The following is a 25,700-nucleotide window of genomic DNA, read 5'->3' as shown; positions in this document are numbered from 1 at the left end:
GTTAATTATTTGAATTAAAGATATTTAAAATCTAAAATTCAGAATTTAAAATTTAAAATTTTAAAGAAGTGAGCGAAACAATTGCTTTTAAACCAGAAACTTTAGAAAAAGTAAAACAAATCATTGCAAGATATCCAGAAGGAAAACAAAAATCTGCATTAATTCCTGTGCTTCACTTAGCGCAGAAGGAATTTGGAGGTTGGTTAGACGTTCCTGTAATGGATTATGTAGCAAGTGTTTTAGAAATTACTCCAATAGAAGTGTATGAAGTAGCTACTTTCTACACCATGTTTAATATGCAACCTGTAGGAAAATACGTTTTAGAAGTTTGCGTTACAGGACCTTGTATGTTAAGAGGAAGTGATGATATCGTAAATTATATCAAAGAAAAATTAGGCATCAAAGCTGGCGAAACTACTGCAGATGGTTTATTTACTCTAAAACCTGCAGAATGTCTTGGAGCTTGCGGTTATGCACCAATGATGCAACTTGGAAAATTCTATCACGAAAATTTAACTAAAGAAAAAGTAGACGAAATCCTTGAGATTTGCAGACAAGGACAAATCGCTCTTGATTAATAAATAACAGTTATGAGTAAAAAACTTTTACTTAAAAACGCACACATAGAAGGTATCAGATATTTTGATACTTACAGAGAACATGGTGGTTACCAATCTGTAGAAAAAGCATTGAAAATGACTCCGGACCAAATTGTAGAAGAAGTAAAAACTTCTGGTCTTAGAGGTCGTGGTGGTGCTGGTTTCCCTACAGGAATGAAATGGAGCTTCCTAGCAAAACCAGAAGGTGTGCCTAGATATTTGGTTGTAAATGCAGACGAATCTGAACCTGGAACTTTTAAAGACAGATATTTGATGGAGTTTCTTCCTCATCTTTTGATTGAAGGAATGATTATCGCATCTTATGCATTAGGTTCTAACACTTCTTACATCTACATCAGAGGAGAATATGCTTGGATTCCAGATATTTTAGAACAAGCTATTGACGAAGCTAAAAAAGCAGGTTTCCTAGGTAAAAATATTTTAGGCAGTGGTTTCGATTTAGAAATTTATGTTCAGAGAGGAGCTGGAGCTTATATCTGTGGAGAAGAAACTGCCCTTCTAGAATCACTAGAAGGAAAACGTGGAAATCCTAGATTAAAACCACCTTTCCCTGCGGTAAAAGGTCTTTGGCAATGTCCAACTGTGGTAAATAACGTAGAAACCATCGCTGCAGTAGTTCCAATTATAGATATTACAGGAGCAGAATACGCTAAAATTGGTGTAGGACGTTCTACAGGTACTAAATTAATTTCCGCTTGTGGAAATATCAATAAACCAGGAGTTTACGAAATAGACATGACCATCACCGTAGAAGAATTCATCTACTCTGATGAATATTGTGGAGGAATTCCGAACGGTAAAAAATTAAAAGCATGTATTCCTGGAGGTTCTTCAGTTCCAATTGTTCCTGCAAATTTATTGCTTAAAACAGCTTCTGGCGAACCAAGATATATGAACTACGAATCTCTTTCTGATGGCGGTTTCGCTACAGGAACGATGATGGGTTCTGGTGGTTTCATTGTTTTAGATGAAGACCAATGTGTGGTAAAACACACCATGACCTTAGCACATTTCTACAACCACGAAAGTTGCGGACAATGTACACCATGTCGTGAAGGAACTGGGTGGATGTATAAAATTCTGAAAAAAATAGAATCAGGACAAGGCGAAATGAAAGATATCGACTTGTTATGGGATATTCAGAGAAAAATTGAAGGAAACACCATTTGTCCATTAGGAGATGCAGCAGCTTGGCCTGTAGCAGCAGCAATTCGTCATTTTAGAGATGAATTCGAATGGCATATCAATAATCCAGAATGCTTAACCAGAAATTATGGAATTGCACATTATGCAGATCCACTTCCGGTAGTTGAAAAACAATAATATTAGACATTAATAAAGCTAAAGCTTAATTCATAATACATAGAAATGAGCGAAGAAATTAAAAAATTTAAAGTAACCATTGACGGGCAAACTACGGAAGTAGAACCAGGTACTACCATTCTAAACGCAGCGCGCCAGATTGGTGGAAAATCTGTACCTCCGGCAATGTGTTATTACAGCAAATTAGAAAACAGTGGCGGTAGATGCAGAACTTGCTTAGTAGAAGTTTCTAAAGGTTCTGAAGCAGATCCTCGTCCTATGCCAAAATTAGTGGCAAGCTGTAGAACCACAGTAATGGACGGTATGGAAGTGAAAAACCTTACTTCTGAAAAAACGCAAGAAGCAAGAAAAGCCGTTACCGAATTCCTTTTACTCAATCACCCACTAGATTGCCCTATTTGTGACCAAGCTGGTGAATGTCACCTTCAAGATTTAGGTTACGAACATGGTCTTCAGCAAACCAGAAATGATTTTGAAAAAAATACTTATGATGCTGATGATTTAGGTCCAAACATTAAGCTAAACATGAACAGATGTATCTTGTGTGCAAGATGCGTTTTGGTGGCAAATCAGTTAACTAACAAGAGAGAGCACGGTATTCTTTTCAGAGGTGAGCATGCAGAAATCTCTACTTATCTTAATAAAGCTTTAGATAATGATTTTATTGGAAACGTGATAGACGTTTGTCCAGTAGGAGCATTAACAGATAGAACAGCAAGATTTGCAAGCAGAGTTTGGTTTACAAAACCAGTAGACGCAACTTGTACTTGTTCTAAATGTTCTGGTAAAGCAGTTCTTTGGATGAAAGGAGACGAAATCGTAAGAGTAACTGCCAGAAAAGACCAATACGGAGAAGTAGAAGAATTTATCTGCAACGAATGTAGATTCGAGAAAAAAGATGTAAAACACTGGAACATAGAAGGACCAAGACACATCAGCAGACATTCTGTAATTTCTCTTAACCATTACCAAAAACCAGAAGAAATGGTGGTAAAAGCGTTAGAAAATGAAACGGCTAAAGAAATTAGCAAAAAAGATAATTTAGAATAATTTGGAGAAAGATGAATGGTTAAAGATTCTCAAAATCTAAAATCTAAAATCTAAAATCTAAAATCTCATAAAGAAATGGATTTAATACTTTTCAAAACAATACTTGTAGTATCACTTTTCGCCCTATCTATGGCTGTAGCAGCCTACTCTACTTGGGCAGAGAGAAAGGTGGCTGCCATTATGCAAGACAGAATTGGTCCCAACAGAAGCTGGAAATTCGGTTTACTTCAACCATTAGCTGACGGTGGAAAATTCTTCTTCAAAGAAGACTTTATCCCAGAAAAAGCAGAAAAATTCTTATTTTTCTTCGGGCCTGGTTTAGTAATGTTTATTTCACTTATTACCGGAGCTGTAATTCCTTGGGGAAAATCTCTGAATATTGGCGGACAATCTTTTGATTTACAAGTAGCCAATCTAGATGTAGGTGTTCTCTACTTAATGGGAATGGTTTCTATCGGTGTTTACGGAATTATGATTGGAGGCTGGGCTTCTAACAATAAATATTCATTAATCGGAGCAATTAGAGCTTCATCTCAAATGATTTCTTACGAATTAGCAATGGGATTATCTCTATTAGCGATCATCATGATGAACAGTTCTCTAGACCTTAAGGTAATTGCAGAATCTCAAAGTGGATGGTATGGTATGAAATGGAATATCTTCTTCCAACCATTAGCATTTATCATCTTCTTTGTAGCAGCATTAGCCGAAACCAATAGAGCTCCTTTTGATTTACCAGAATGTGAAACAGAATTAGTAGGAGGTTTCCATACAGAATATTCTGCGATGAAACTCGGACTTTTCTTATTCGGTGAATATGTAAACTTATTTATTTCTTCAGCATTAATCACTACCCTTTTCTTAGGAAGTTATAATTTCCCAGGATTAGCATGGATTGGTGAAAACTGGGGAGAAAATGCTGCTGGAATTGCAAGTATTTTAGCATTCTTGGCTAAAACCATTGCCGTAATCCTTACCTTTATGTGGATTAGATGGACTTTACCAAGATTTAGATATGACCAATTAATGCACCTTGGCTGGAAATCATTAATTCCGCTTGCATTAGTAAACTTGTTGGTAACTGGAGCTTTAGTTCTTTTGAACCAACATTATCAATGGATTTAATCATTTGAAATTGATTATTTGAAATTTGAAATTATAAAAAAATTAAAAATTTAAGATAAAGTTTGAGTAGAGAAAAATCTCCTCTCAAATCTCACATCTCAAATCTAATTTATATGAAACTAACCAATAGATCAAAGGTAGCTTCTAACAAAAAGATGACTTTTGCAGAGAAAATTTATCTCCCTGCAATCATCAAAGGAATGGGAATTACCGGAAAACATGCGATAATGACTCTTACTGGGAAATTACCTACGGTAAGTTATCCTGAAGAGCAAAGAGAATTTTCTAAAATTTATCGTGGCTTACACGTTCTGAAGCGTGATGATGAAGGCAGAGAAAGATGTACTGCTTGTGGATTATGTGCGGTAGCTTGCCCGGCAGAAGCCATTACCATGACTGCGGGAGAACGTACCAAAGAGCAAAAACATCTTTACAGAGAAGAAAAATATGCCGAAGTATATGAAATCAATATGCTAAGATGTATCTTCTGTGGATTATGCGAAGAAGCTTGTCCTAAATCTGCAATTTACCTTACCGATAGAATTGTAAAACCAGAACAAAACAGAGGCTCATTTATCTACGGCAAAGATCTTTTGGTAGAAAGCATGGAAAACAGAATAGATATTTCTGAAAGACAAACAGAATCACAAAAAAAAGCTCTTAAATAAATGGAACAGTTCTTATTCTTTTTTATCGCTTTAGTAGCGGTTGCAAGTGCTGTTTACTTTGTATTTGCAAGAAATCCTTTGTATGCAATTTTATCATTAATTGTTACTTTCTTTAGCATTGCCGCATTATATGTTTTACTGAATGCGCAGTTCTTAGGAATTGTACAAATTATCGTGTATACAGGAGCCATCATGGTGTTATTCCTTTATGTATTAATGATGCTTAATCTTAATGCTAAAGACGAAAGCAAAAAACAAAACCTTACGAAATTTATCGGTATTTTTTCTGCCGGAATCCTTTTCGTGGGAATGTTAGGAGCTTATAAAGGTCTTTCTCAATCGAATGTTGTTCAAAATATTGATAGCAGCATCGGTTTGACTAAAAACCTTGGAAAATTATTGTTTAACGAATATGTATTACCATTCGAACTCGCTTCTATCCTGATTTTAGCAGGTATTGTAAGTGCAGTATTAATTGGTAAAAAAGATTTATAGAATTATGGAAGTCAATTCATTTTTACAAAACATACCGCTCAATTGGTACATCATTTTAAGTACTACATTGTTTTGTTTAGGAGTTTTAGGAGTTCTCGTTCGTAAAAATGCCATCATCATTTTAGGATGTGTAGAATTAATGCTTAATTCTGTAAATCTACTTTTGGCTGCATTTTCTGCTTATAAAGGAGATGGACACGGACAAATTTTGGTATTCTTTATCATGGTAGTGGCTGCTGCAGAAGTTGCGGTAGGTCTAGCGATTATCACTATGATGTATAGAAATACCAGAAATGTAGATGTAAGTATTTTTAATAAATTAAAAGGATAATGCAGATGGAAAATTTAGTTTACGCAATCGTTTTACTTCCTTTAATTGGATTTGTAATCAACGGATTATTCGGAAAGCGCTTACCAAAAGCTTTGGTTGGCGGATTAGCTACCTTAGTAGTATTCGCGGCTTTTCTAATTTCTGTAAGTATTTTTATAGGTTTTCCTGCAGACGGAACACCAGTTATTGTAAAAGCATTTGAATGGTTCACTATCGGTGGAATTCAGGTGAATTTCGGGTTCCAAATAGACCAATTATCATTAATGATGATGATGATTGTTACAGGGATTGGTTCTTTGATTCACTTGTACTCAATTGGTTACATGAGTCATGACAAAGGTTTCTACAAGTTTTTCACTTATCTGAATTTATTTATTTTCTCCATGCTTCTTTTGGTAATGGGAAGCAATTACCTTATTCTTTTCATCGGTTGGGAAGGTGTAGGTCTTTGTTCTTACTTACTGATTGGTTTCTGGTACGAAAATACAGAATATGGTAAAGCAGCAAGAAAAGCTTTCATTATGAACAGAATTGGTGACCTTGGTTTATTGATTGGTATTTTTCTAATCGCCTCACAAACCAATGCACTAGATTATCTTTCTGTAGCACAAAACGCTTCAAAATTTGAATTTGACGGAGTAGTGATTATGTTTATCACGCTTAGTTTATTCATTGGAGCTATGGGTAAATCTGCACAGATTCCTTTATTTACATGGCTACCAGATGCGATGGCTGGTCCTACTCCGGTTTCAGCGTTAATTCACGCGGCAACCATGGTTACGGCTGGTATTTATTTAGTTGTACGTTCTAACTTCTTATATCATCTTTCACCGAGTACTTTAGACTTTATTCTTGTAATAGGTCTTGCTACTTCATTAATTGCAGCATTCATCGGTTTAAGACAAAATGATATCAAAAAAGTGTTAGCATATTCTACTGTTTCTCAGTTAGGTCTTATGTTTATAGCACTAGGTGTAGAAGCTTATACTTCTGCTATGTTCCACTTAATGACGCACGCTTTCTTCAAAGCATTGTTATTCTTAGGAGCTGGTTCGGTAATTCACGCCATGAGTGGAGAACAAGATATGAGATTTATGGGTGGCTTAAAATCTAAAATACCTGTAACGTATTGGACTTTCTTAATCGGAACACTTGCAATTGCTGGAATTCCGCCATTGTCTGGTATGATTTCTAAAGACGAAATTTTAGTGGCACTTTGGGCAAAATCTCCAATAATTTGGGGCTTAACATTGTTCAGTGCTGCATTAACTGGAATTTATATGTTTAGATTGTTATTCTTAACCTTCTTTGGAAATTTTAGAGGAACAGAAGAACAAAAACATCACTTACACGAAAGTCCTATCTCTATGACTTTACCATTAGTAGTATTAGCTGTATTATCAGTGGTTGGAGGTTTCATTAATTTACCTCATTTTATAGGTCATGGTGAATATCAAAATTTAGCGCATTGGTTAGAACCACTTTACGTATATGGAGCGAAACATGCAGAAGTTCCATTTAATATTGAAATGATTCTTTTGGCGATTACATTAGTAATGGTAGCAGCGGTATTCTTCATCGTAAGAAATATCTATGTTACTAAAAACAAAATGGCTCAACCAGAAGAAAATTATAAAGGCTGGGAAAGACTTTCAGCTAAAAAATTATTAATAGACGAACTTTATAATGCTACGGTAGTGAAACCTGTAGAAGGTCTTGGAAAAGGCACCAGAATGTTTGATAAACTGATGGATAGATTCTTCAATTTTGTAGGTTTCGGAGCAGTAGAATCTGGAAGATCGTTTAAAAAATTCCAAAATGGTAATGTAGAAAATTATGTTCTCATTATGTCTTTGGCAATCGGTTTAATTTTAATTGTTAACTTTTTATTACAATAGCAAATGTTAGAAGCACTGTTACTTTTACCTTTAATTGGTTCAGGATTAGTTTTTGCGTTTAGAAACTCTAATAGCAAATATTTAGCAGTAGGAATTGCTTTCGTGCAGATGTTTTTAACATTCTACATGCTATCACAATTTAATAATGTACCTACGGTAGACTCTCCATTACAATTTGAGATTATCAAACCGTGGTCCTCCTATATTAAAAGCACATTACACTTCGGTGTAGACGGAATGAGTATGCTTTTGTTATTATTAACAAACATTTTAGTTCCATTAATTATACTTTCTTCTTTCAATGAAAACAAGAAATACAATAATAATTTCTACGCGTTAATTCTGTTAATGCAGTTTGGTTTAGTAGGTGTTTTCACCGCTTTAGACGGATTATTATTCTACGTTTTTTGGGAAGTAACTCTTATCCCAATTTGGTTCATCGCTGGACTTTGGGGAGATGAAGAAAAGAGAATTAAAGTTACCACCAAGTTTTTCGTATATACTTTTGTAGGTTCATTATTTATGTTCATTGGTTTGATTTATGTTTACAACCATGCTGCATCTTTTGAACTAACAGATTTATATAACGCTAACCTAAACGAAGTACAACAAGTAGTGGTTTTCTGGTTAATTTTCTTAGCTTTTGCTGTAAAATTACCGATTTTTCCACTTCATAATTGGCAACCAGATACGTATACCTTCTCTCCAACTCAAGGAACGATGTTGCTTTCTGGTATCATGCTTAAAATGGCTATTTATGGTGTTTTAAGATATTTATTACCTATTGCACCAACTGCTTTACTCGGAACTTCTGGGCAAGTCGTGATGATTCTTTCTATTCTAGGAGTGGTTTACGGAGCGCTTATTGCGATTGTACACCATGATATTAAGAAAATTATCGCTTACTCATCGCTTTCACACGTTGGATTAATGGTGGCAGGTATTTTTGCTTCTGCTATTCTTACTGCTCAAGGAAATTTCACTTTCGAAGGAGCGCAAGGAGCTTTAGTTCAAACTTTTGCACACGGTATAAATGTGGTAGGTTTATTCTACTGTGCTGATATTTTAATCAAACAATTTAAAACAAGAGACATCAGACAAATGGGAGGTTACGCTAAAGCGGCTCCTAAATTTGCTACACTTTTCATGATTTTATTACTTGGTTCTATGGGAGTTCCATTAACGAATGGATTCATCGGCGAATTTATTTTATTAAAATCTATTTTTGATTATGACAAAGTGGTAGTCGTTTTTGCAGGTCTTACTATTATTCTAGCCGCAGTTTATCTGCTAAGAATGTATGGAAAAGCCATGTTTGGAACCGGTGATGAAAGAGTGGTAAGTACCTTAAAAGACATTTCTAATGTAGAATTTGTAGTATTGGCAAGTTTAGCTGTTGTGGTAATTGTATTAGGAGTTTTCCCAAGCGGTGTTTTAGAAATGGTGAATAGTTCGTTGAAGTTTATCTACTCTTCTATTAAGGGTTAAAAAAATAATAAATTTTAGAATTTGTTTTTTGAGAATCTCAAATCTCAAATCTTAAATCTCAAATCTATAAATAATGAGTGTTTTAGTAGTTTTATTCCTTACGGCAGTATTAGCATTATTTTCTGGAGTTTATAATCAAGGAAAATTTGCAAGATATATCGGAATTTTGGGACTTTTGGTTGCACTTTGTGTAAGCTTCTCTCCTGATTTAGCATTTTTTAATCAATACAAATCTATGTTTGATTTTAATGAAAATGCGGCTTTATTTACCAAAATTTCTTTAGTGGTTACATTGTTAATTTTCTTCTTAGGAGGTTTTGCATTTAACAATCACCGTAGTCACCAATCAGAATTATATTCGTTAATGTTATTTTCATTAATTGGAGCAGTAATTCTTTTCAGTTTTACAAATTTAGTAACACTATTTTTAGGAATCGAAATCTTATCTATTCCGCTATATGTAATGGCTGGAAGTAACAAGACTGATTTACGCTCAAACGAAGCTTCAATTAAGTATTTTTTAATGGGAGCATTTGCTACAGGATTTCTTCTTTTCGGGATTGCATTAATTTATGGAAGCACAGGTAGTTTTGATGTTCTTGTAATCAATACTTTCAGCGTAGCAAATCCTAAAGATTTAATGTTTGTAATGGGAATTATGTTAATGTTGGTAGCAATGGCATTTAAGGTTTCTCTAGCTCCTTTCCACATGTGGAGTCCAGATGTTTACCAAGGTGCTCCATCATTAATTACAGCATTCATGGCTTCTGTAGTAAAAATTGCTGCATTCTTTGCATTCTTCAAGGTTATGAATCTTGCTTTTGCAGGAAGCATCAAAGAATGGATTAACATTCTAGGCGTTTTAGTTATCATCACGCTTTTATTAGCCAATGCAATGGGATTAGCACAAACCAATGCTAAGAGAATGTTGGCTTATTCATCTGTTTCTCATGCAGGTTATTTAGGTTTAATTTTCTTCGGAGCAAACAGCTTATCTGTATATAATTTAGCATTTTACTTATTCGCTTATTCACTCGCTACAGTTGGAGTATTTATGACTTTAATTTGGGTAGAAAAACTAAAAAGAGAAACTTCATTTGAAGCCTTCAAAGGTTTGGCAAAATCTGAACCTTTATTAGCAGTTGTAACAGCAGTTTCATTATTATCAATGGCAGGAATTCCATTAACAGCAGGATTCGTAGCGAAATTTAACATTTTTGCTCAAGCGATGAATGGAGCTGCTTTCCTAGTTTTGATTGCTGTAATTGGTTCTGCACTAAGTATCGCTTATTATTTAAAACTGATTATATCTATGTTTTTCCATACAGAAACTACATTTAAAAGTTCAGAAAAAGTAAGCATTACGTATAATATTATTGCAGTTTTCATCATTGTAGCAATTCTTGCAATAGGTATTTATCCAGACCTTTTCAAAGTACAATTCGGACTTTAATTAGCAAGTCTTAATCATAAAATAAACACAATTCAGAAATGGGTTGTGTTTTTGTTTTAATTTTATTAATATTAAAGTAAATAAAAAACTCTAGCGTATCAATATTTATATGAAATTCTTAAAAAAAATGATAATTACATTTACCATACTCATTGCAGCTATTGCAATAGGAACATCTCTTTTTATGCAAGGCAAACAATTTGGAGAGTTACCTTCTGGAAAAAGATTAGAAAGAATTCTAAAATCTCCTCATTACAAAAACGGAAAATTTCAAAACCTCAATCCCACTCCACAATTGGCAGAAGGAACTTCTATGACACAAGTTCTATTCAATTTTTTCTTTTCTAAAGTTGAAAATGCGGTACCAAAAAAAAAATTACATTTCACCAAAACGGATTTAAAAAATTTAAAACCAAACGAAAACATCTACGTTTGGATGGGACATTCCTCTTATTTTCTACAAATCGATGGCAAAAAAATATTAGTTGATCCTGTTTTCAGCGGTAGCGTTTCTCCTTTAAAAATCACCAATAAAGCTTTTGAGGGAACAGATATTTACACCGCAAATGATATTCCTGAATTAGACTATTTGGTGATTACACATGATCATTGGGATCATTTAGACTACGAAACGGTTACTAAAATTCGTTCAAAAGTAAAACAAGTCATCACAGGTTTAGGAACTGGCGCGCATTTAGAATCTTGGGATTATGAACCAACCAAAATTATAGAATTAGACTGGTTCGAAAGTTCTAACTTAGGAAACGGTTTTAAAATTAATGCAGAACCAGCTAGACATTTTTCTGGTAGAGGATTCAAAAGAGACCAAGCAATTTGGGCAAGTTTTGTTTTAGAAACACCAAATTCTAAAATTTATATCGGCGGAGATTCTGGTTATGACAATCACTTCAAAAAAATTGGAGAAAATACGGAAAACTTGACTTGGCAATCCTAGAAACTGGACAATATAACGCTGCTTGGAAATACATTCACATGCTTCCTGGTGAACAATTACAGGCGATGAAAGATTTAAATGCCGACAGAATGATTGCAGTTCATAATTCTAAATTCAAACTAGCGCTTCATTCTTGGTATGGACCTATCGAAAAACTCCACGAACTCAACAAAGAGAATTTACGAGTAATCACTCCAAAAATTGGCGAAAAAGTCTTTTGGCAAGATGACAACAAAATTTACCCAAAATGGTGGGAAGAATATAAATAAAAGAAACGCAATTCAGCAATGAGTTGCGTTTTTCTTTGAAAAAATTTCCGCTCGCTTCGCTCGCGCCAAAATTCAAAATAAATTTTAATCATATGATTAAATAATTTGTTTAAATCAAATATTTAATTGTACATTTGTTTTATGAAAAGTGAAAAACAGACGATTGAACAAGAACAAACCACTGAAGAAAAAATTTTAGAAGCAGCTTCAGAAGTCTTTACCGAAAAAGGATTTGCAGGAACCAGAACCAGAGATATTGCCGAAAAAGCAGGAATAAATCTAGCACTACTTAATTACTATTTCCGAAGTAAAGAAAAACTTTTTGAACAAGTGATGAAGATAAAAGTAGTGCTACTATTCGGAAAAATTTTCCCAATTTTAAGCAACGAGAAAACATCTTTAGAAGAAAAAATAGACTTGGCTTCAGAAAAGTATTTCGAAATTTTGTCTAAAAACCCTAATCTTCCTCTTTTTGTAATCAGTGAAATTCAGAAAAAAAACTCTAACATCACAAAAATTATTCCTGTCAATAAAATTTTTGAAAATTCTGTCATCATCAAACAAATCAAAGAAAAAAGACCAGAAATAAATCCATTGCATTATTTAGTCAATTTCTTAGCGATGACTATTTTTCCTTTTGTAGCTAAACCCGTTTTTAACGCTTTTGAACTGACTAATGAAGAAGAATACCACCAATTCATTAGCGAAAGAAGAAAACTCGTTCCAATCTGGATGAAACAACTTTTAGAAATAAAAACTGAAAATCTTTAACACGATGGAAAAACTTAAATACATTTTCCTCTTATTCATAGGGCTCATCAATGCCCAAGAAATCATTACCCTTGAACAATGTTACCAATGGTCACGAGAAAATTATCCTTTAATCAAAAAGCAAGAATTGATTAAAAAAGCAGAGCATTACACTACAGAAAATGCACTGAAAGGCTGGCTTCCTCAAGTCAACATTACAGCGCAAGCTACTTACCAAAATGATGTGACTCAATTTCCCGTGAAATTGCCAAACGTGAATGTAGAACCACTCAGCAAAGACCAATACAAAGTTTTTGCAGACGTTTCTCAAACCATTTACGATGGCGGAAACATTAGAAATCAGAAAAATTTAGCAAAAATCCAGTCCGAAGTTCAAACCATACAAACTGAAGTAGAATTAGACAAACTGAAAGAGCGAATTAATCAACTCTATTTTGGGATTCTTCAAACCAATAAACAATGGACTCAACTGCAATTCACAAAACTCGACATCAAAGCAGGCATCAAAAAAGCAGAAGCTCAATTGAAAAATGGGGTTATTTTCAGAAGTAATTTAGATGTTTTAAAAGCAGAATTGGTAAAAATTGAACAAAAAGAAGTTGAACTTCAAGCCATAAAGCAAAATTTCGTGCAAATGCTTTCTTACTTCATCAAGAAAAATATCGACGAAAATACTCAATTAGAAACTCCTGAAAAAATTCTATTAACGAAGAATAATAACCGTTCAGAACTAAAACTTTTTGATGCACAGAAACAACTTCTAGAAACGCAAAGAAAAATCATCAACACTAAAAACACTCCAAAATTAGGAGCATTTTTCCAAGGTGGATACGGAAAACCGGGCTTCAATATGCTGAAAAATGAGTTTGACATTTTCTATATTGGCGGAATTAGACTTAACATCCCGATTTCTGGATTTTACACTCAGAAAAACGATTTGGCTTTGTTAGAAAATCAGTCACAAGAAATCGAAATCCAAAGAGAAAACTTCTTGTTTAACCAAAATTTTATTGAAATCCAACAAAGAAATGACCTTGAAAAGATTCAAAATTTAATTGACAAAGACAATGAACTGATTGAACTAAGAAAAAACATCAAAACAGCTAGTCTTGCCCAATTAGAAAATGGTGTTATCAATACCAATGATTATCTGCGAGAAGTAACCGCCGAAGAACAAGCAATCCTCACAAAAATTACCCACGAAATTCAATATTTATTGACACAATATAATTTGAAAGCTCAATTGAATAATTAAGAATCCTGCAAAAATTTAAACATGAAAAAAACATTAATATTTTCAGCAATTGTTTTAACAATATTCTCTTGTAAAAGAGCAGACCAAGATTATGATGCTTCCGGGACTTTCGAAGCAGATGAAATCATCGTTACGGCAGAAGCTACAGGAAAAATTCTTGAACTCAATCTCAATGAAGGAGATGCATTAACAGCCAATCAAAACATAGGTCTTATTGACGGAAAAGGTGTAGAATTACAAAAAGAACAAGTTTTGTCTTCTATCAATGCCATCGAACAAAAAACCAATGATGCAGCACCTCAAATTGCAATTCTGCAATCTCAGTTGGCTACACAAAATTCTCAAATTGATGTGCTGAATGAACAATTAAACAATGCAGTGAGAGAAAGAAACAGAACCGCCAATCTCGTAAAATCAGATGCTGCAACTCGCAAGCAATTAGATGATTTAAACGGAAATGTTGTGGTGATTCAAAAACAAATAGCAACGGCAAAATCACAATCAGAAATTTTGAAACAACAGATTTCTTCTACTTTAGAACAAGTGAAAATCCAGAATAGGGCTATTTTAAGTGAAAAAAATCCTACCGAGAAGAAAGTTTTGCAAATAGATGAACAGCTAAAACATAATGTTATTTCTTCGCCCATTAAAGGAATTGTACTTACAAAATACATGAATAAAGGTGAGTTTGCCACCATCGGAAAACCAATTTATAAAATGGCGAATTTAGATGAAATGACTCTGAGAGCTTACATTACAGGAGATCAATTGGCAAAAGTAAAAGTTGGTCAAAATGTAAAAATTTTAGTTGACGCAGGAAATGGCGAAACCAAAGAAATGAACGGAAAAATCTACTGGATTTCACAAAAATCTGAATTCACTCCCAAAACCATTCAAACCAAAGATGAGAGAGCCAATCTAGTATACGCTACCAAAATACATGTTAAAAATGATGGCTTTCTAAAAATTGGAATGTACGGAGAAGTGAAACTTTAATTATGAATAGTGAATTTAAAAAATTTGTGGACTTTGCTAATCATCTTTGATGATTATTTGCAATCTTAAAAAATATTTTCAGAGTTGTAAAAATAATTCTTTGCGCACTTTGCGTTAAAAACAATGATAAAAGTAGAAAACATATCAAAATCTTACGGCGAAAAAAAACAAAAAATTCTGGCGGTAGATAACATTTCCTTTTCGGTAGAAAATGGAGAAATTTTCGGGTTGATTGGTCCCGATGGAAGTGGCAAAACCTCTATTTTCCGAATGCTGACTACCCTTCTTCATCCAGATTCTGGTTCTGCTGAAATTGAAGGACTTGATGTAGTTAAAGATTACAAAAAAATCCGAAAGATTCTTGGTTATATGCCAGGAAAATTTTCACTGTATCAAGATTTAACTATAGAAGAAAATCTAGAATTTTTCGCGAGTGTTTTCAATACAAGCATACAAGAAAATTATGATTTAATCAAAGATATTTATCAGCAGATTGAACCATTTAAAGACCGAAAAGCAGGGAAACTTTCTGGCGGAATGAAGCAGAAATTAGCCCTTTCTTGCGCTCTGATTCACAAGCCGAAAGTTTTATTTCTAGATGAACCTACAACAGGAGTTGACCCAGTTTCGAGAAAAGAATTTTGGGAGATGCTGAAACGCTTAAAACAACAAGGCATCACCATCGTGGTAGCAACTCCTTACATGGATGAAGCCACACTCTGTGACAGAGTCGCGCTCATGCAAAACGGAAAAATTTTAAAAATTGACACCCCACAAAACATTTGCGATAGCTTCCCTGAAGATTTATACGAAGTAAAAACCGAAAATATTCCTGCACTCATCAAAATCCTTAAAGAATACGAAACCACTAAAAACACATATGCCTTTGGCGAATTTGTACATGTGGTGATTAAAAAAGAAAAAGATTTTAAAAAGGAAACTCTTGAGAAATTCTTACAAGAAAAAAGATTTAACAAAATTGAAATCAACAGAATAGAAGCTACCATAGAAGATAGTTTTATTTTATTGCTTTCTAACAATGAAGAATTGAAAGTTGAAAATTGAAAATTATTTTTTTCACTTTCAATTATCAATCTTAAATTAAATAAGGTTTCCATTTAATAAAATTTTCAATTCTCCATTTTCAATTTTCAATTGATTAAAAAATGAACAATACCATAGCCATACAAGCCGAACAAATCACTAAAATCTTTGGAGATTTCACTGCGGTAGACCACATTTCCTTTGAAGTAAAAAAAGGAGAGATCTTCGGATTTCTAGGTGCAAATGGCGCTGGAAAAACCACTGCAATGCGCATGTTTTGCGGACTTTCTAAACCCACTTCTGGTAAAGCGATGGTTGCTGGATTTGATGTCTACAAAAACGCTGAAGAAATCAAAAAAAACATTGGTTACATGAGTCAAAAATTTTCTTTGTATGAAAACTTATCCATTTTAGAAAATTTAGAATTTTTTGGCGGAATCTATGGTTTAAGCATGAAGGAAATCAAACAAAAAAGCAAAGAACTCATTGAAAAATTAGGTTTAGAACAAGAAAAAAACAAGATGGTCTCCGAACTTCCATTGGGATGGAAACAGAAACTGGCATTTTCAGTCGCTATTTTTCATCAGCCAGAAATCGTTTTTCTAGACGAACCAACTGGTGGTGTAGACCCCATTACCAGAAGACAATTTTGGGACTTAATTTATGATGCTTCAGAACAAGGAATTACCATTTTTGTCACTACGCATTATATGGATGAAGCCGAATATTGCAACCGAGTTTCCATCATGGTTGACGGAAAAATTGCAGCAATTGATTCTCCTGAAAATTTGAAAAAAAGTTTTCAAGCCAGAACCATGGACGAAGTATTTTATCAATTAGCCAGAGGCGCAAAAAGAAGTGCTGATTAATGAAAAATTAATAATTAATAATAAAATAAACACTTGTCATTCTGAACGTAATTTAATAAATTGAAGAATCTGTTTAAATAATAGATTCTTCATTACGCTTCGCTTCATTCAGAATGACAAAATAAAAAATGAAACAGTTATTTCCATTTATCCGAAAAGAATTTTATCACCTTCTGCGTGATCGAAGAACTTTATTCATTCTTCTTGCAATGCCAATTATACAAGTATTGCTGTTCGGTTTTGCACTTTCTACGGAGATTAAAAACACCAAAGTAGCTGTTTTTGATCAAGATAAAAGCATCATTTCAGCACAATTGGTTTCTAAAATTCATGAAAATCAATATTTTGACATTGAAAAAAATCTGACTTCTAACAAAGACTTTGAAAACGCTTTTAAAGACGGAAAAACAAAGCTAATTCTCGTTATTCCTTCTGATTTCTCAGAAAATTTAACGCTAGGGAAAAAAGCAAAATTGCAGATTTTAGTTGACGGAACAGATGTAAACCTCGGAAATCAAATCGCGAATTATTTCCAAAATATTGTACTCGATTTCTATCAAAATCAACAAAAAGAAACGTTGCAAACGTTTTCTGTTTCTCCAGAAATTAGAATGCTCTATAATCCTCAACTTAAAGGAGCGCCTAATTTCGTTCCGGGAGTTGTTGCACTCGTTTTATTGATTGTTTGCGTGATGATGACTGCAATTGCCATCGTAAAAGAAAAAGAAACAGGAACGATGGAAATTCTATTGGTTTCACCTATGAAACCTCAATTTATCATTATTTCTAAGGCTATCCCTTACTTTATTTTAGCGATGGGAATTCTTGGAGTGATTCTACTTTTAAGTTATTTTTTACTGGATTTACCCATAAAAGGAAGCATTATTTTATTGTTTTTTGTGAGCACTATTTTCATCATCACCAATTTACTTATCGGGATTTTAATTTCTATTTTTTCAAAAACTCAACAACAAGCTATGCTTTTTTCGATGATGGGAACTATGCTTCCCACACTCATGTTGAGCGGATTTATGTTTCCAATCGAAAATATGCCCATTCCACTACAAGTGATGTCTAATATTATCCCTGCAAAATGGTATTATATCATGATTAAAAATATTATGATCAAAGGAACAGGACTCGCCGTAATCTGGAAATCTCTTTTAATTTTAACAGGAATGATGATGGTTCTTTTCACGATTGCTGTGAAAAAATTTAAAATAAGGTTAGAATGATGCAAAAAATTACATTTTGTCATTCTGAACGAAATGAGGAACGAATCAAAATGTTGAAATTGCAATAGCAAGAGAAAAACAACTCAAAGGTTGGACAAAATTAAAAAAGAAAATTTGATAAAAGATGTTAATCCTGATTGGAAATTTTTAAATAAAGAAATAGAATAGATTCTTCATTACGCTACGCTCCATTCAGAATGACAAAACGCTAAAATTTAAAATGAAACAGCTACTCTTCTTACTTCGTAAAGAATTCCGACAAATTTTTCGGAACAAATCTATATTGGCCATTATTTTCGTTGCACCGATGATGCAGCTCATCATCTTGCCTTTAGCTGCAAGTTATGAGATAAAAAACATCAATCTATCTGTGGTAGACCATGACCACTCTAGTTTTTCAAGGGAATTAATTCAAAAAATTACCTCAAGTAACTATTTCAAATTACAATATTACGGTGAAGACTACCAAAAAGCTTTTGAAACCATAGAAAGCGAAAAATCAGATATTATTTTAGAAATTCCACCAAAATTTGAACAAAATTTGGTGAGGGAAAATCAACAAAAAGTATTGGTTGCTATTAATGCAATAAACGGCACTAAAGCAGGTTTGGGAGTAAGTTATCTAGCACAAATTTTACAAGATTACAACCAAAATATTCAAACAAAACTCTCCCCACAATTGGTAGAATTTCAAAAAAATGCAGGATTAGAACTCAATGTTACCCTTTGGTTCAATAGATTTTACAACTACAGATTGGCTCTGGTTCCAGGTATTTTGGCATTTCTAGTGACGCTAGTTGGCGGAATGCTTTCTGCGCTAAACATTGTCTCTGAGAAAGAAATTGGCACAATTGAACAAATTAATGTTTCACCCATCAAAAAATCTACTTTCATCCTAGGGAAACTTATTCCCTTTTGGATTTTGGCAAATGTAGCTTTTACCATGGGACTTTTGGTTTCCAGATTTGTCTATGGGATAGAAATTTACGGAAGTTTACCACTGCTTTATTTCTTTGTAGGAGTTTATCTTTTAGCCATTTTAGGATTCGGCTTATTGATTTCCACCTATAGTGAAACGCAGCAACAAGCGATGTTTACCATATTTTTCTTCATGATGATTTTTATAATGATGAGCGGTTTATACACGCCCATTGAAAGCATGCCAGAATGGTCTCAAAAATTGACGCTTCTTAATCCGCTTACATATTTAATAGAAGTCATTCGATTCATTATGCTCAAAAATTCTGGATTCAAAGATTTAATTCCTCAGTTTATCTCCATTTTAGGAATGGCCGTTTTCTTTAACTCTTGGGCTGTTTGGAATTACAGAAAGACGTCCTAATTTGGGGAAAAATCTAGATTTTCTTACTATTTTTCATTTTTGGAGTTAAAGAATTCATCTTTTTAAAATAAAATTCAGTTTTAGCAATCATAATAACGATTAATTATTATTTTTGTTAAAATTTATTTGACTTATGAAGAAAATACTTGCACTTTTAGCAATTTTCAGTATTGTTTGGCTTTCTGCTCAAAACACTTTTGTAAAAGACAATTACACCAAAAAAGAAGTGTACATCACCATGAGAGATGGTGTAAAATTATTCACCTCCATCTACATTCCAAAAGATATTTCTTCTAAAAACAAATATCCTTTTTTAATGCAGAGAACGTGCTATTCTGTAGCGCCTTACGGTGAAGATCATTATAAAAGAAGCCTAGGTCCTAATAAATTTTTACAAAACGATAAATATATTTTCGTTTATCAAGACGTTCGCGGAAGATACATGAGCGAAGGTACCTTTACCAACATGACGCCTCAAGTAGACCATAAAACCAAGAAAGACGTAGACGAAAGTACCGATACTTATGACACGATTGATTGGCTCATCAAAAATATTGAAAACAATAACGGAAATGTAGGTCAATACGGAACTTCTTATCCAGGTTTTTACGCTGCAGTTGGTACTTTAGCAAATCACCCCGCTTTGAAAGCTTCTTCTCCTCAAGCTCCAATTTCTGATTTTTGGTTTGACGATTTTCATCACAATGGTGCTTTTATGATGGGATATTTTAGAACTTTCCCTGTTTTTGGAGTACAAAAATCTAAACCTGAGAATTCTGCTTGGTACACAGAACAAAGCAAAAATTTAGCTGCAAAATCTGAAGATGGTTCACTTTTCTTCAATGAAATGGGAACTTTAAAAGAAGGCATTGACAAATATTACGGAAGAGATAATTTTTTCATCAATGAAATTGTAGACCATCCTAATTATGATGATTTTTGGAAAAAAAGAGACCTTTTACCTCATCTCAAAAACATAAAACATGCCGTAATGACAGTTGGCGGTTGGTTTGACGCAGAGGATTTGAGAGGTCCGCTTCACATTTACAAAACCATTGAAAAAAACAATCCTAAAGCTAAAAACTCTATTGTAATGGGGCCTTTTTCTCATGGTGGTTGGTCTTATGAAATGGGAAAACATTTTCATAATGAAGTATATTTCGGGGATAGCATTGCAACTTTTTATCAAAAAAATATAGAAACTCCGTTCTTTAATCATCATTTAAAGAACACTAAATCTGCAGTTGACCTTCCTGAAGCCTATATGTTTGATACTGGTAAAAAGGAATGGAAACAATTTGCAGAATGGCCACCGAAAAATGCTCAAAAAACTGCTTTTTATTTAAGAGAAAACGGCCAATTTAGCTCAGAATCTCCAAGTTCTGCATCTTTCACAGAATATTATTCTGACCCAAACAAACCTGTTCCGAGCAGTACTAATTTGAAAGAATTCAATGGTTTTACGCCTAGAAATTACATGAGTGAAGACCAAAGATTTGCGGAAAATAGACCAGATGTAGCTTCTTTTACCACAGAAATCCTTGCAGAAGACCTTACTTTGGCTGGAGAAATTAAAATAAAATTAAAAATAGCAACTACAGGAACAGATGCAGACTTTTTCGTTAAACTCATTGATATTTATCCTGCAGACGAAAAAGGAATGAAAGAAAAACCGGGCGTAATCTACGGAAATTATCACCAAATGGTAAGAAGCGAAATCATGCCTGCGAGATTTAGAAATTCTTTTGAAAAACCAGAAGCATTGGTTCCTAATCAGGAAACAGAAGTGGTTTTTAACCTTCAAGATGTATTGCACACTTTCAAAAAAGGTCACAAAATCCAAATTCAAGTGCAGAGTACGGCTTATCCATTATTTGCTGTAAATCCACAGAAATTTTTAGAAAATCCTTACAAAGCAGAAAAATCTGATTATACCAAAGCTTTCCAAAAAATCTTCAACAACTCAGTAATTGAAGTGGAGATTTTAAAATAAGAAAAATGTAGAATTGGCAGAAGAAATCTTCTGCCAATTTATTTTCAATCAAAAAATAATAGCTAACTTGTCAAGAAAAATTGGTTATGCAACCCGAAAAACCTAAAAACCTTAATGACCACCTTGCTAATGAAAGAACTTTTTTAGCGTGGTTAAGAACGGGAATTGGAGTGATGGCGTTTGGTTTTGTAGTGGTGAAATTCTCTCTTTTTCTGAAACAATTTTCATTGATATTTGGAAACCAAAACATCATTCACAACAAAAGTTATTCGGCAGAAATTGGGATTTTACTGGTCGTTTTTGGACTTATAATTTCCATTTTTGGATACTTCCGTTATAAAAAAACCGAAAAACAGATTAATGAAGATTCATTTAAAAACAATTCTTTTTTAATCGGGCTTTCAACCATTATATTGATTGTTTTTACCTTGATTCTCATTTGGTATTTGATTACCAGCGTAGAATCTTATGCGAAATAATTAAACCGTTTTCTTAGCTTCTTCCCAAAGAATATCCATTTCTTCTAAAGACATTTCTGCAAGGTTAAGGTTCTTTTCTAAAGCCAATTTTTCTAGCGTTTGGAAACGTTTGATGAATTTAAGATTGGTTCGTTCCAAAGCAGAATCCGCATTAAGACCAGAAATTCTAGCATAATTAATCAGCGAAAAGAAAACATCTCCTAATTCTTGTTCCTTTTTTTCGGGATTGGTTTCGGCATGAAATTCGGCTAGTTCTTCATCTACTTTTTTCCAAGCATCTTCGGCAGAAGCAAACTCAAAACCTATTCCTTTTACTTTTTCCTGAATTCTGTATGCTTTGATAATCGGTGGCAAACTTTTCGGAACTCCTGCTAAAATAGACTTGTTGCCTTCTTTCAGCTTGAGTTTTTCCCAATTTTGTTTCACTTCTTCTTCGTCTTTCACTTCTACATTTCCATAAATGTGAGGATGACGGAAAATGAGTTTCTCGTTAAGTGAATTAATCACATCTGCAATATCAAAACTCTTCTTTTCGGAACCAATTTTAGCATAAAAAACCAAATGCAACAAAACATCGCCCAATTCTTTCTTAATTTCTGTAAGATTTTCTTCGAGCAAAGCATCAGAAAGTTCGTAGACTTCTTCTAGCGTCAAATGTCTCAAAGATTGTAAATCTTGCTTTTTATCCCAAGGACATTTTTCTCGCAAATCGTCCATAATATCGAGTAATTTAGAGAAAGCTTCTAGTTTTTGTTCTTTGGAATTCATACCATAAGTTTAAGGTTAAGGCAAAGGTAAAGATTGAACATAAAAAATCCCGCAGATTTCTTAGAAAAACACCAATAAAATGTCTTAATCTTTGAAATCTGCGGGAAAATATAAATTGTTATCCTTGTTTTCTTTGAGTAGATTTTACAGTAGTTTTAGCAGATGAAGATGCTTTAGCTTTTGGCGCAGCTGGTTTTTCTGCTTTTGGGGCCGCTTTTTTAGCTGCTGCTTTCTTTTCTACAGATTTTTCTTCTACTATTTCAGCGTCTTCTACTGCTGGTTCTTCTGCTTTTACAAAAGCTTCTGGCTTAATATATCCTGCTTTTTGCAATAAGTTATACCATTGTACCAATTTCTTGATATCTGAACCATAAACTCTATCTACGTCATAGTTTGGTAAAACTGAAGACATGAAAGATTTTAATTCATTATCAGAAGATTTGTGGTTAATGGCTTCTTTATAGTCAAATTTTTCAGCAATGTTTTTCATTACTTCAAAAAGTGGAACTTCTTGGTCAAAAGTATAAATAGCAATATTGTCTAATAAACTTACTTGAGAAGTATTAGAAATGCTTGCTTTTTTTCCTGTAGAAATATCTTCTACGATAAAACCTGATCTTAATTGCGTTACTAGGGTAAACAAACCTGGTTTCCCAGAAATCGAAATTATTTTTTCTAACTGCATTTTATTTTTATTTTTTTAAGTTCAATAGAGTTGTGTTCAAGATTTTTTGGTGATTCAATGAGTCTCGAACTTGAAGCGTTTGTTACTTCGGAAATCTCATTTTATATCCTACATGAATATCTCCTGAAGTAATTTTAGTTAATTTTCCTTTGATGATTTTTTTCTTTAGAGGACTGAGTTTATCTGTAAAAAGTACGCCTTCTATATGGTCATACTCATGCTGAATTACTCTGGCCCTAATATCTGAAAAAGTTTCGATATGTTTAACGAATTTTTCGTCAAAATATTCTATCAAAATCGTTTCTTTTCTGCTTACATCTTCTCTCACATCTGGAATCGAAAGACAACCTTCATTAAATTTCCATTCATTACCGCTTTCTTCTAAAATTCTAGCATTAATGAACACTTTTTTGAAATCTTTCAATTCATCTGCAATATCTTCATAATCTTCATCATCTGCTAATGGAGTTACATCTACGATGAAAAGACGAATGTCTAAGCCAATTTGAGGCGCAGCAAGACCTATTCCATGTGCTGCGTTCATGGTTTCGAACATATTGTCTATAAGTTCTTTAAGCTCAGGATAATCTGGCGAAATATCATGGGCTTTTTTTCTTAAAACTGTGTCTCCGTATGCTCTGATTGGTAAAATCATCTTTGTTTTTGTTCTAAAAAATTCTGTAAAATTATGGTAGCACTCACTTTATCAATAAGCGCTTTTTCTTGTCTCTGTTTTTTATTTTTCCCACTTTGAGAGATAAAAAACGAAGCCATTTTTGAGGTAAAACGTTCATCAAATCGATGAATTTCTACTTCGGGAAAAAGTTCTTTCACTTTTTCTATAAATTTTAAAATATCCGTCTCAATTTCTGATAAATTTCCCTTCAAATCAGTAGGTAATCCTATTACCAAAGTTTCAACTTTATTTTCTGAAAAATATTTTTCTAAAAAAGAAAATATATTTTTGGTTTCCACAGTAGTTAATGCACTAGCAATCAACTGCATATCATCTGTAGCTGCAATTCCGCAACGCACTTTTCCGTAATCAATAGCAACTACTTGACTCATAGTTTGCAAATTTACTAAAATTTTTCAGCTTGTAGAAATTCAAATTTTTGCTAATTTTAAACTCAGAAACTTTTCTACCCTATGAAAACACTTCTTTTAGTAAGACATGCCAAAAGTGATTGGCCAACGAACATAGATGATTTTGACCGACCACTGAATGAGCGCGGACACAAAGATGCCCCTAAAATGGCGAAATTCCTCAAAGAAATTTCTGTAACCATAGATGCATTTGTGACCAGTCCTGCAAAAAGAGCATTGACTACTTGCAGATATTTTGCCGAAGTGTTCGAGAATAAAAACATTCAAAAAATAGAAGAATTATACAATGCTTCGCCTACAGAATTTTTAGAAGTGATAGAACATCTGAACGATTCTTTAGATCATGTTGCCATTTTCTCTCATAATAACGGGATTACTTATTTTGCCAATTCTCTAACTAATGAAAATATAGAACACATGCCAACTTGCTCTGTTGTCGCTTTTAAAATTTCTGCCGATAGTTGGAAAGATTTTAAAAACGCAGAGAAAAATTTCCTATTCTTCCACACACCAAAAGAAATATAAAACATGAAAATTGCAGCAATAGACATAGGAAGTAATGCAGCGAGGTTGCTCATCAATGAAGTAAAAGAATCTAAAAAAGGAAAGCCAGAATTCGTAAAATTGAATCTTCTGAGAATTCCTTTTAGATTAGGGATTGATGTTTTTACCACTGGCGAAATTGGCAAAGAAAGAAAGGAAATGGTCATTAAATCTATGAAAGTTTTCTCTCAATTAATGGAGATTTATGGCGTAGAACATTACCGAGCTTGTGCTACAAGTGCGATGCGTGATGCCAGAAATGGCAAAGAAATTATAGATTTGGTCAAAAAAGAATCGGGCATAGAAATAGAAATTATTTCTGGAGACGAAGAAGCTACTCTTATCTACGAAAATCACGTAGCAGAAGGACTTGACAAAAATTTTGGATATTTATACATTGATGTTGGTGGTGGTTCTACAGAATTGACATACTACGAAAATGGCAAAATGAAATACGAACATTCTTTCAATATTGGTACGATTAGATTGCTGAATAATCTAGTCACCAAAGAAAATTGGGAAGAAATGAAAACCCAAATCAAAACCAAAATTGTGAGCAAAAAACCTATGGTTGCCATTGGTTCTGGCGGAAATATCAACAAAATTTTTAGCATGAGCAAAACTAAAGACGGAAAACCAATATCTGCGAATATGCTCAAAACTTTTTATAAAGATTTAAAAGAACTTACCGTAGAAGAAAGAATGCTGAAACACAACCTAAGAGAAGACAGAGCAGATGTAATTGTTCCAGCATTAGAAATTTTCAATAAAGTATTAGGTTGGGCAGAAATATCACAGATTTTCGTTCCTAAAATTTCTGTTGCAGATGGATTAATTCACAGCATTTATGATAAAATGAAAAAGAAATAGTTATAATTTTGCTAAATTAATATACATTTCTAAAATCATTTAAGAATTCTTTATACCTTTATTCTACC

Annotated in this window: 25 protein-coding genes and 1 pseudogene; 22 read left to right on the top strand and 4 right to left on the bottom strand. The window is 33.5% G+C overall.

Annotated elements, in window-relative coordinates; genetic code table 11:
• Window positions 1-68: 68 nt before the first annotated feature.
• The 20 genes and pseudogenes from nuoE to QO190_RS04160 all read left to right on the top strand — a co-directional run bounded on the left by nuoE (window position 69) and on the right by QO190_RS04160 (window position 21,659).
• Window positions 69-578: an NADH-quinone oxidoreductase subunit NuoE gene (gene nuoE / locus QO190_RS04255; RefSeq protein WP_371461940.1), complete on the top strand. Its 510-nt coding sequence runs from the start codon at window positions 69-71 to the stop codon at window positions 576-578.
• A 12-nt stretch (window positions 579-590) separates the two neighbouring features.
• Window positions 591-1,943 carry an NADH-quinone oxidoreductase subunit NuoF gene (gene nuoF, locus QO190_RS04250; RefSeq protein WP_104793257.1) on the top strand — a complete coding sequence of 451 codons (1,353 nt, stop codon included), beginning with the start codon at window positions 591-593 and terminating at the stop codon, window positions 1,941-1,943.
• A 45-nt stretch (window positions 1,944-1,988) separates the two neighbouring features.
• Window positions 1,989-2,993: a 2Fe-2S iron-sulfur cluster-binding protein gene (locus QO190_RS04245; RefSeq protein ID WP_371461939.1), complete on the top strand. Its 1,005-nt coding sequence runs from the start codon at window positions 1,989-1,991 to the stop codon at window positions 2,991-2,993.
• Between the two features lie 75 nt (window positions 2,994-3,068).
• Entirely contained in the window at window positions 3,069-4,118 is a 1,050-nt protein-coding gene (gene nuoH, locus QO190_RS04240) for an NADH-quinone oxidoreductase subunit NuoH (protein WP_213196658.1), read from the top strand.
• Between the two features lie 113 nt (window positions 4,119-4,231).
• On the top strand, window positions 4,232-4,786 hold the full coding sequence (locus QO190_RS04235; protein ID WP_069797219.1) for an NADH-quinone oxidoreductase subunit I: 555 nt from the start codon (window positions 4,232-4,234) through the stop codon (window positions 4,784-4,786).
• Window positions 4,787-5,281: an NADH-quinone oxidoreductase subunit J gene (locus QO190_RS04230; protein WP_069797193.1), complete on the top strand. Its 495-nt coding sequence runs from the start codon at window positions 4,787-4,789 to the stop codon at window positions 5,279-5,281.
• Between the two features lie 4 nt (window positions 5,282-5,285).
• A complete protein-coding gene (gene nuoK, locus QO190_RS04225; RefSeq protein WP_069797220.1) occupies window positions 5,286-5,612 on the top strand; it encodes an NADH-quinone oxidoreductase subunit NuoK in 327 nt (108 codons plus the stop codon).
• Window positions 5,613-5,617: 5 nt separating this feature from the next.
• Complete coding sequence (gene nuoL, locus QO190_RS04220) at window positions 5,618-7,510, top strand: NADH-quinone oxidoreductase subunit L (RefSeq protein ID WP_371461938.1); 1,893 nt, start codon at window positions 5,618-5,620, stop codon at window positions 7,508-7,510.
• 3 nt (window positions 7,511-7,513) lie between these two features.
• Entirely contained in the window at window positions 7,514-8,998 is a 1,485-nt protein-coding gene (locus QO190_RS04215) for a NuoM family protein (RefSeq protein WP_069797194.1), read from the top strand.
• 73 nt (window positions 8,999-9,071) lie between these two features.
• Window positions 9,072-10,451 carry an NADH-quinone oxidoreductase subunit N gene (locus QO190_RS04210; RefSeq protein ID WP_371461937.1) on the top strand — a complete coding sequence of 460 codons (1,380 nt, stop codon included), beginning with the start codon at window positions 9,072-9,074 and terminating at the stop codon, window positions 10,449-10,451.
• Between the two features lie 109 nt (window positions 10,452-10,560).
• Window positions 10,561-11,675 (top strand): annotated as a pseudogene (locus QO190_RS04205) (MBL fold metallo-hydrolase).
• 141 nt (window positions 11,676-11,816) lie between these two features.
• Window positions 11,817-12,446: a TetR/AcrR family transcriptional regulator gene (locus tag QO190_RS04200; RefSeq protein WP_371461936.1), complete on the top strand. Its 630-nt coding sequence runs from the start codon at window positions 11,817-11,819 to the stop codon at window positions 12,444-12,446.
• Window positions 12,447-12,450: 4 nt separating this feature from the next.
• Window positions 12,451-13,701, top strand: a complete 1,251-nt coding sequence (locus tag QO190_RS04195; protein WP_371461935.1) for a TolC family protein — start codon at window positions 12,451-12,453, stop codon at window positions 13,699-13,701.
• A 21-nt stretch (window positions 13,702-13,722) separates the two neighbouring features.
• On the top strand, window positions 13,723-14,697 hold the full coding sequence (locus tag QO190_RS04190) for an HlyD family secretion protein (RefSeq protein WP_371461934.1): 975 nt from the start codon (window positions 13,723-13,725) through the stop codon (window positions 14,695-14,697).
• Between the two features lie 123 nt (window positions 14,698-14,820).
• The gene (locus QO190_RS04185) at window positions 14,821-15,762 is read left to right on the top strand and encodes an ABC transporter ATP-binding protein (protein WP_371461933.1); all 942 of its coding nucleotides are present in this window, start codon (window positions 14,821-14,823) and stop codon (window positions 15,760-15,762) included.
• 101 nt (window positions 15,763-15,863) lie between these two features.
• Entirely contained in the window at window positions 15,864-16,610 is a 747-nt protein-coding gene (locus QO190_RS04180) for an ABC transporter ATP-binding protein (protein WP_371461932.1), read from the top strand.
• 128 nt (window positions 16,611-16,738) lie between these two features.
• On the top strand, window positions 16,739-17,845 hold the full coding sequence (locus QO190_RS04175; protein ID WP_371461931.1) for an ABC transporter permease: 1,107 nt from the start codon (window positions 16,739-16,741) through the stop codon (window positions 17,843-17,845).
• 220 nt (window positions 17,846-18,065) lie between these two features.
• Window positions 18,066-19,187: an ABC transporter permease gene (locus tag QO190_RS04170; protein ID WP_371461930.1), complete on the top strand. Its 1,122-nt coding sequence runs from the start codon at window positions 18,066-18,068 to the stop codon at window positions 19,185-19,187.
• Window positions 19,188-19,320: 133 nt separating this feature from the next.
• Window positions 19,321-21,180, top strand: a complete 1,860-nt coding sequence (locus tag QO190_RS04165) for a CocE/NonD family hydrolase (RefSeq protein WP_371461929.1) — start codon at window positions 19,321-19,323, stop codon at window positions 21,178-21,180.
• Between the two features lie 86 nt (window positions 21,181-21,266).
• Window positions 21,267-21,659 (top strand): YidH family protein, encoded by a 393-nt coding sequence (locus tag QO190_RS04160; protein ID WP_371461928.1) that lies wholly within the window; start codon window positions 21,267-21,269, stop codon window positions 21,657-21,659.
• On the opposite strand, the gene mazG is transcribed toward QO190_RS04160, so the two are convergent.
• From mazG to ruvX, 4 genes are all read right to left on the bottom strand, one after another.
• Entirely contained in the window at window positions 21,660-22,427 is a 768-nt protein-coding gene (mazG, locus tag QO190_RS04155) for a nucleoside triphosphate pyrophosphohydrolase (protein WP_371461927.1), read from the bottom strand. It abuts the gene before it with no gap.
• 118 nt (window positions 22,428-22,545) lie between these two features.
• On the bottom strand, window positions 22,546-23,112 hold the full coding sequence (locus tag QO190_RS04150) for a DUF5606 domain-containing protein (protein WP_371461926.1): 567 nt from the start codon (window positions 23,110-23,112) through the stop codon (window positions 22,546-22,548).
• An 82-nt stretch (window positions 23,113-23,194) separates the two neighbouring features.
• A complete protein-coding gene (gene def, locus QO190_RS04145) occupies window positions 23,195-23,767 on the bottom strand; it encodes a peptide deformylase (protein ID WP_371461925.1) in 573 nt (190 codons plus the stop codon).
• Complete coding sequence (gene ruvX, locus QO190_RS04140) at window positions 23,764-24,180, bottom strand: Holliday junction resolvase RuvX (protein ID WP_213196672.1); 417 nt, start codon at window positions 24,178-24,180, stop codon at window positions 23,764-23,766. The genes def and ruvX overlap by 4 nt, the downstream gene beginning before the upstream one ends.
• A gap of 81 nt (window positions 24,181-24,261) precedes the next feature.
• On the opposite strand from ruvX, the gene QO190_RS04135 reads away from it, so the two are divergent.
• Both QO190_RS04135 and QO190_RS04130 read left to right on the top strand, forming a co-directional pair.
• A complete protein-coding gene (locus QO190_RS04135) occupies window positions 24,262-24,744 on the top strand; it encodes a histidine phosphatase family protein (RefSeq protein WP_371461924.1) in 483 nt (160 codons plus the stop codon).
• A 3-nt stretch (window positions 24,745-24,747) separates the two neighbouring features.
• Window positions 24,748-25,632 (top strand): exopolyphosphatase, encoded by an 885-nt coding sequence (locus QO190_RS04130; protein ID WP_371461923.1) that lies wholly within the window; start codon window positions 24,748-24,750, stop codon window positions 25,630-25,632.
• Window positions 25,633-25,700: the final 68 nt, after the last annotated feature.

The sequence above is a fragment of the Cloacibacterium sp. Arc13 genome (assembly GCF_041431305.1).
GTDB lineage: Bacteria > Bacteroidota > Bacteroidia > Flavobacteriales > Weeksellaceae > Cloacibacterium > Cloacibacterium caeni_B.
This window is presented reverse-complemented; position numbering and strand designations above follow the sequence as displayed.

Coding starts and splice junctions, on each gene's coding strand:
- QO190_RS04175 (WP_371461931.1), top strand. CDS start 16,739: ATGAAACAGTTATTTCCATTTATCCGAAAAGAATTTTATCACCTTCTG.
- QO190_RS04245 (WP_371461939.1), top strand. CDS start 1,989: ATGAGCGAAGAAATTAAAAAATTTAAAGTAACCATTGACGGGCAAACT.
- nuoF (WP_104793257.1), top strand. CDS start 591: ATGAGTAAAAAACTTTTACTTAAAAACGCACACATAGAAGGTATCAGA.
- QO190_RS04150 (WP_371461926.1), bottom strand. CDS start 23,112: ATGCAGTTAGAAAAAATAATTTCGATTTCTGGGAAACCAGGTTTGTTT.
- QO190_RS04165 (WP_371461929.1), top strand. CDS start 19,321: ATGAAGAAAATACTTGCACTTTTAGCAATTTTCAGTATTGTTTGGCTT.
- QO190_RS04230 (WP_069797193.1), top strand. CDS start 4,787: ATGGAACAGTTCTTATTCTTTTTTATCGCTTTAGTAGCGGTTGCAAGT.
- ruvX (WP_213196672.1), bottom strand. CDS start 24,180: ATGAGTCAAGTAGTTGCTATTGATTACGGAAAAGTGCGTTGCGGAATT.
- QO190_RS04190 (WP_371461934.1), top strand. CDS start 13,723: ATGAAAAAAACATTAATATTTTCAGCAATTGTTTTAACAATATTCTCT.
- QO190_RS04180 (WP_371461932.1), top strand. CDS start 15,864: ATGAACAATACCATAGCCATACAAGCCGAACAAATCACTAAAATCTTT.
- QO190_RS04235 (WP_069797219.1), top strand. CDS start 4,232: ATGAAACTAACCAATAGATCAAAGGTAGCTTCTAACAAAAAGATGACT.
- nuoK (WP_069797220.1), top strand. CDS start 5,286: ATGGAAGTCAATTCATTTTTACAAAACATACCGCTCAATTGGTACATC.
- QO190_RS04210 (WP_371461937.1), top strand. CDS start 9,072: ATGAGTGTTTTAGTAGTTTTATTCCTTACGGCAGTATTAGCATTATTT.
- QO190_RS04135 (WP_371461924.1), top strand. CDS start 24,262: ATGAAAACACTTCTTTTAGTAAGACATGCCAAAAGTGATTGGCCAACG.
- QO190_RS04130 (WP_371461923.1), top strand. CDS start 24,748: ATGAAAATTGCAGCAATAGACATAGGAAGTAATGCAGCGAGGTTGCTC.
- QO190_RS04185 (WP_371461933.1), top strand. CDS start 14,821: ATGATAAAAGTAGAAAACATATCAAAATCTTACGGCGAAAAAAAACAA.
- QO190_RS04170 (WP_371461930.1), top strand. CDS start 18,066: ATGAAACAGCTACTCTTCTTACTTCGTAAAGAATTCCGACAAATTTTT.
- QO190_RS04160 (WP_371461928.1), top strand. CDS start 21,267: ATGCAACCCGAAAAACCTAAAAACCTTAATGACCACCTTGCTAATGAA.
- QO190_RS04200 (WP_371461936.1), top strand. CDS start 11,817: ATGAAAAGTGAAAAACAGACGATTGAACAAGAACAAACCACTGAAGAA.
- nuoL (WP_371461938.1), top strand. CDS start 5,618: ATGGAAAATTTAGTTTACGCAATCGTTTTACTTCCTTTAATTGGATTT.
- mazG (WP_371461927.1), bottom strand. CDS start 22,427: ATGAATTCCAAAGAACAAAAACTAGAAGCTTTCTCTAAATTACTCGAT.
- QO190_RS04195 (WP_371461935.1), top strand. CDS start 12,451: ATGGAAAAACTTAAATACATTTTCCTCTTATTCATAGGGCTCATCAAT.
- def (WP_371461925.1), bottom strand. CDS start 23,767: ATGATTTTACCAATCAGAGCATACGGAGACACAGTTTTAAGAAAAAAA.
- QO190_RS04215 (WP_069797194.1), top strand. CDS start 7,514: ATGTTAGAAGCACTGTTACTTTTACCTTTAATTGGTTCAGGATTAGTT.
- nuoH (WP_213196658.1), top strand. CDS start 3,069: ATGGATTTAATACTTTTCAAAACAATACTTGTAGTATCACTTTTCGCC.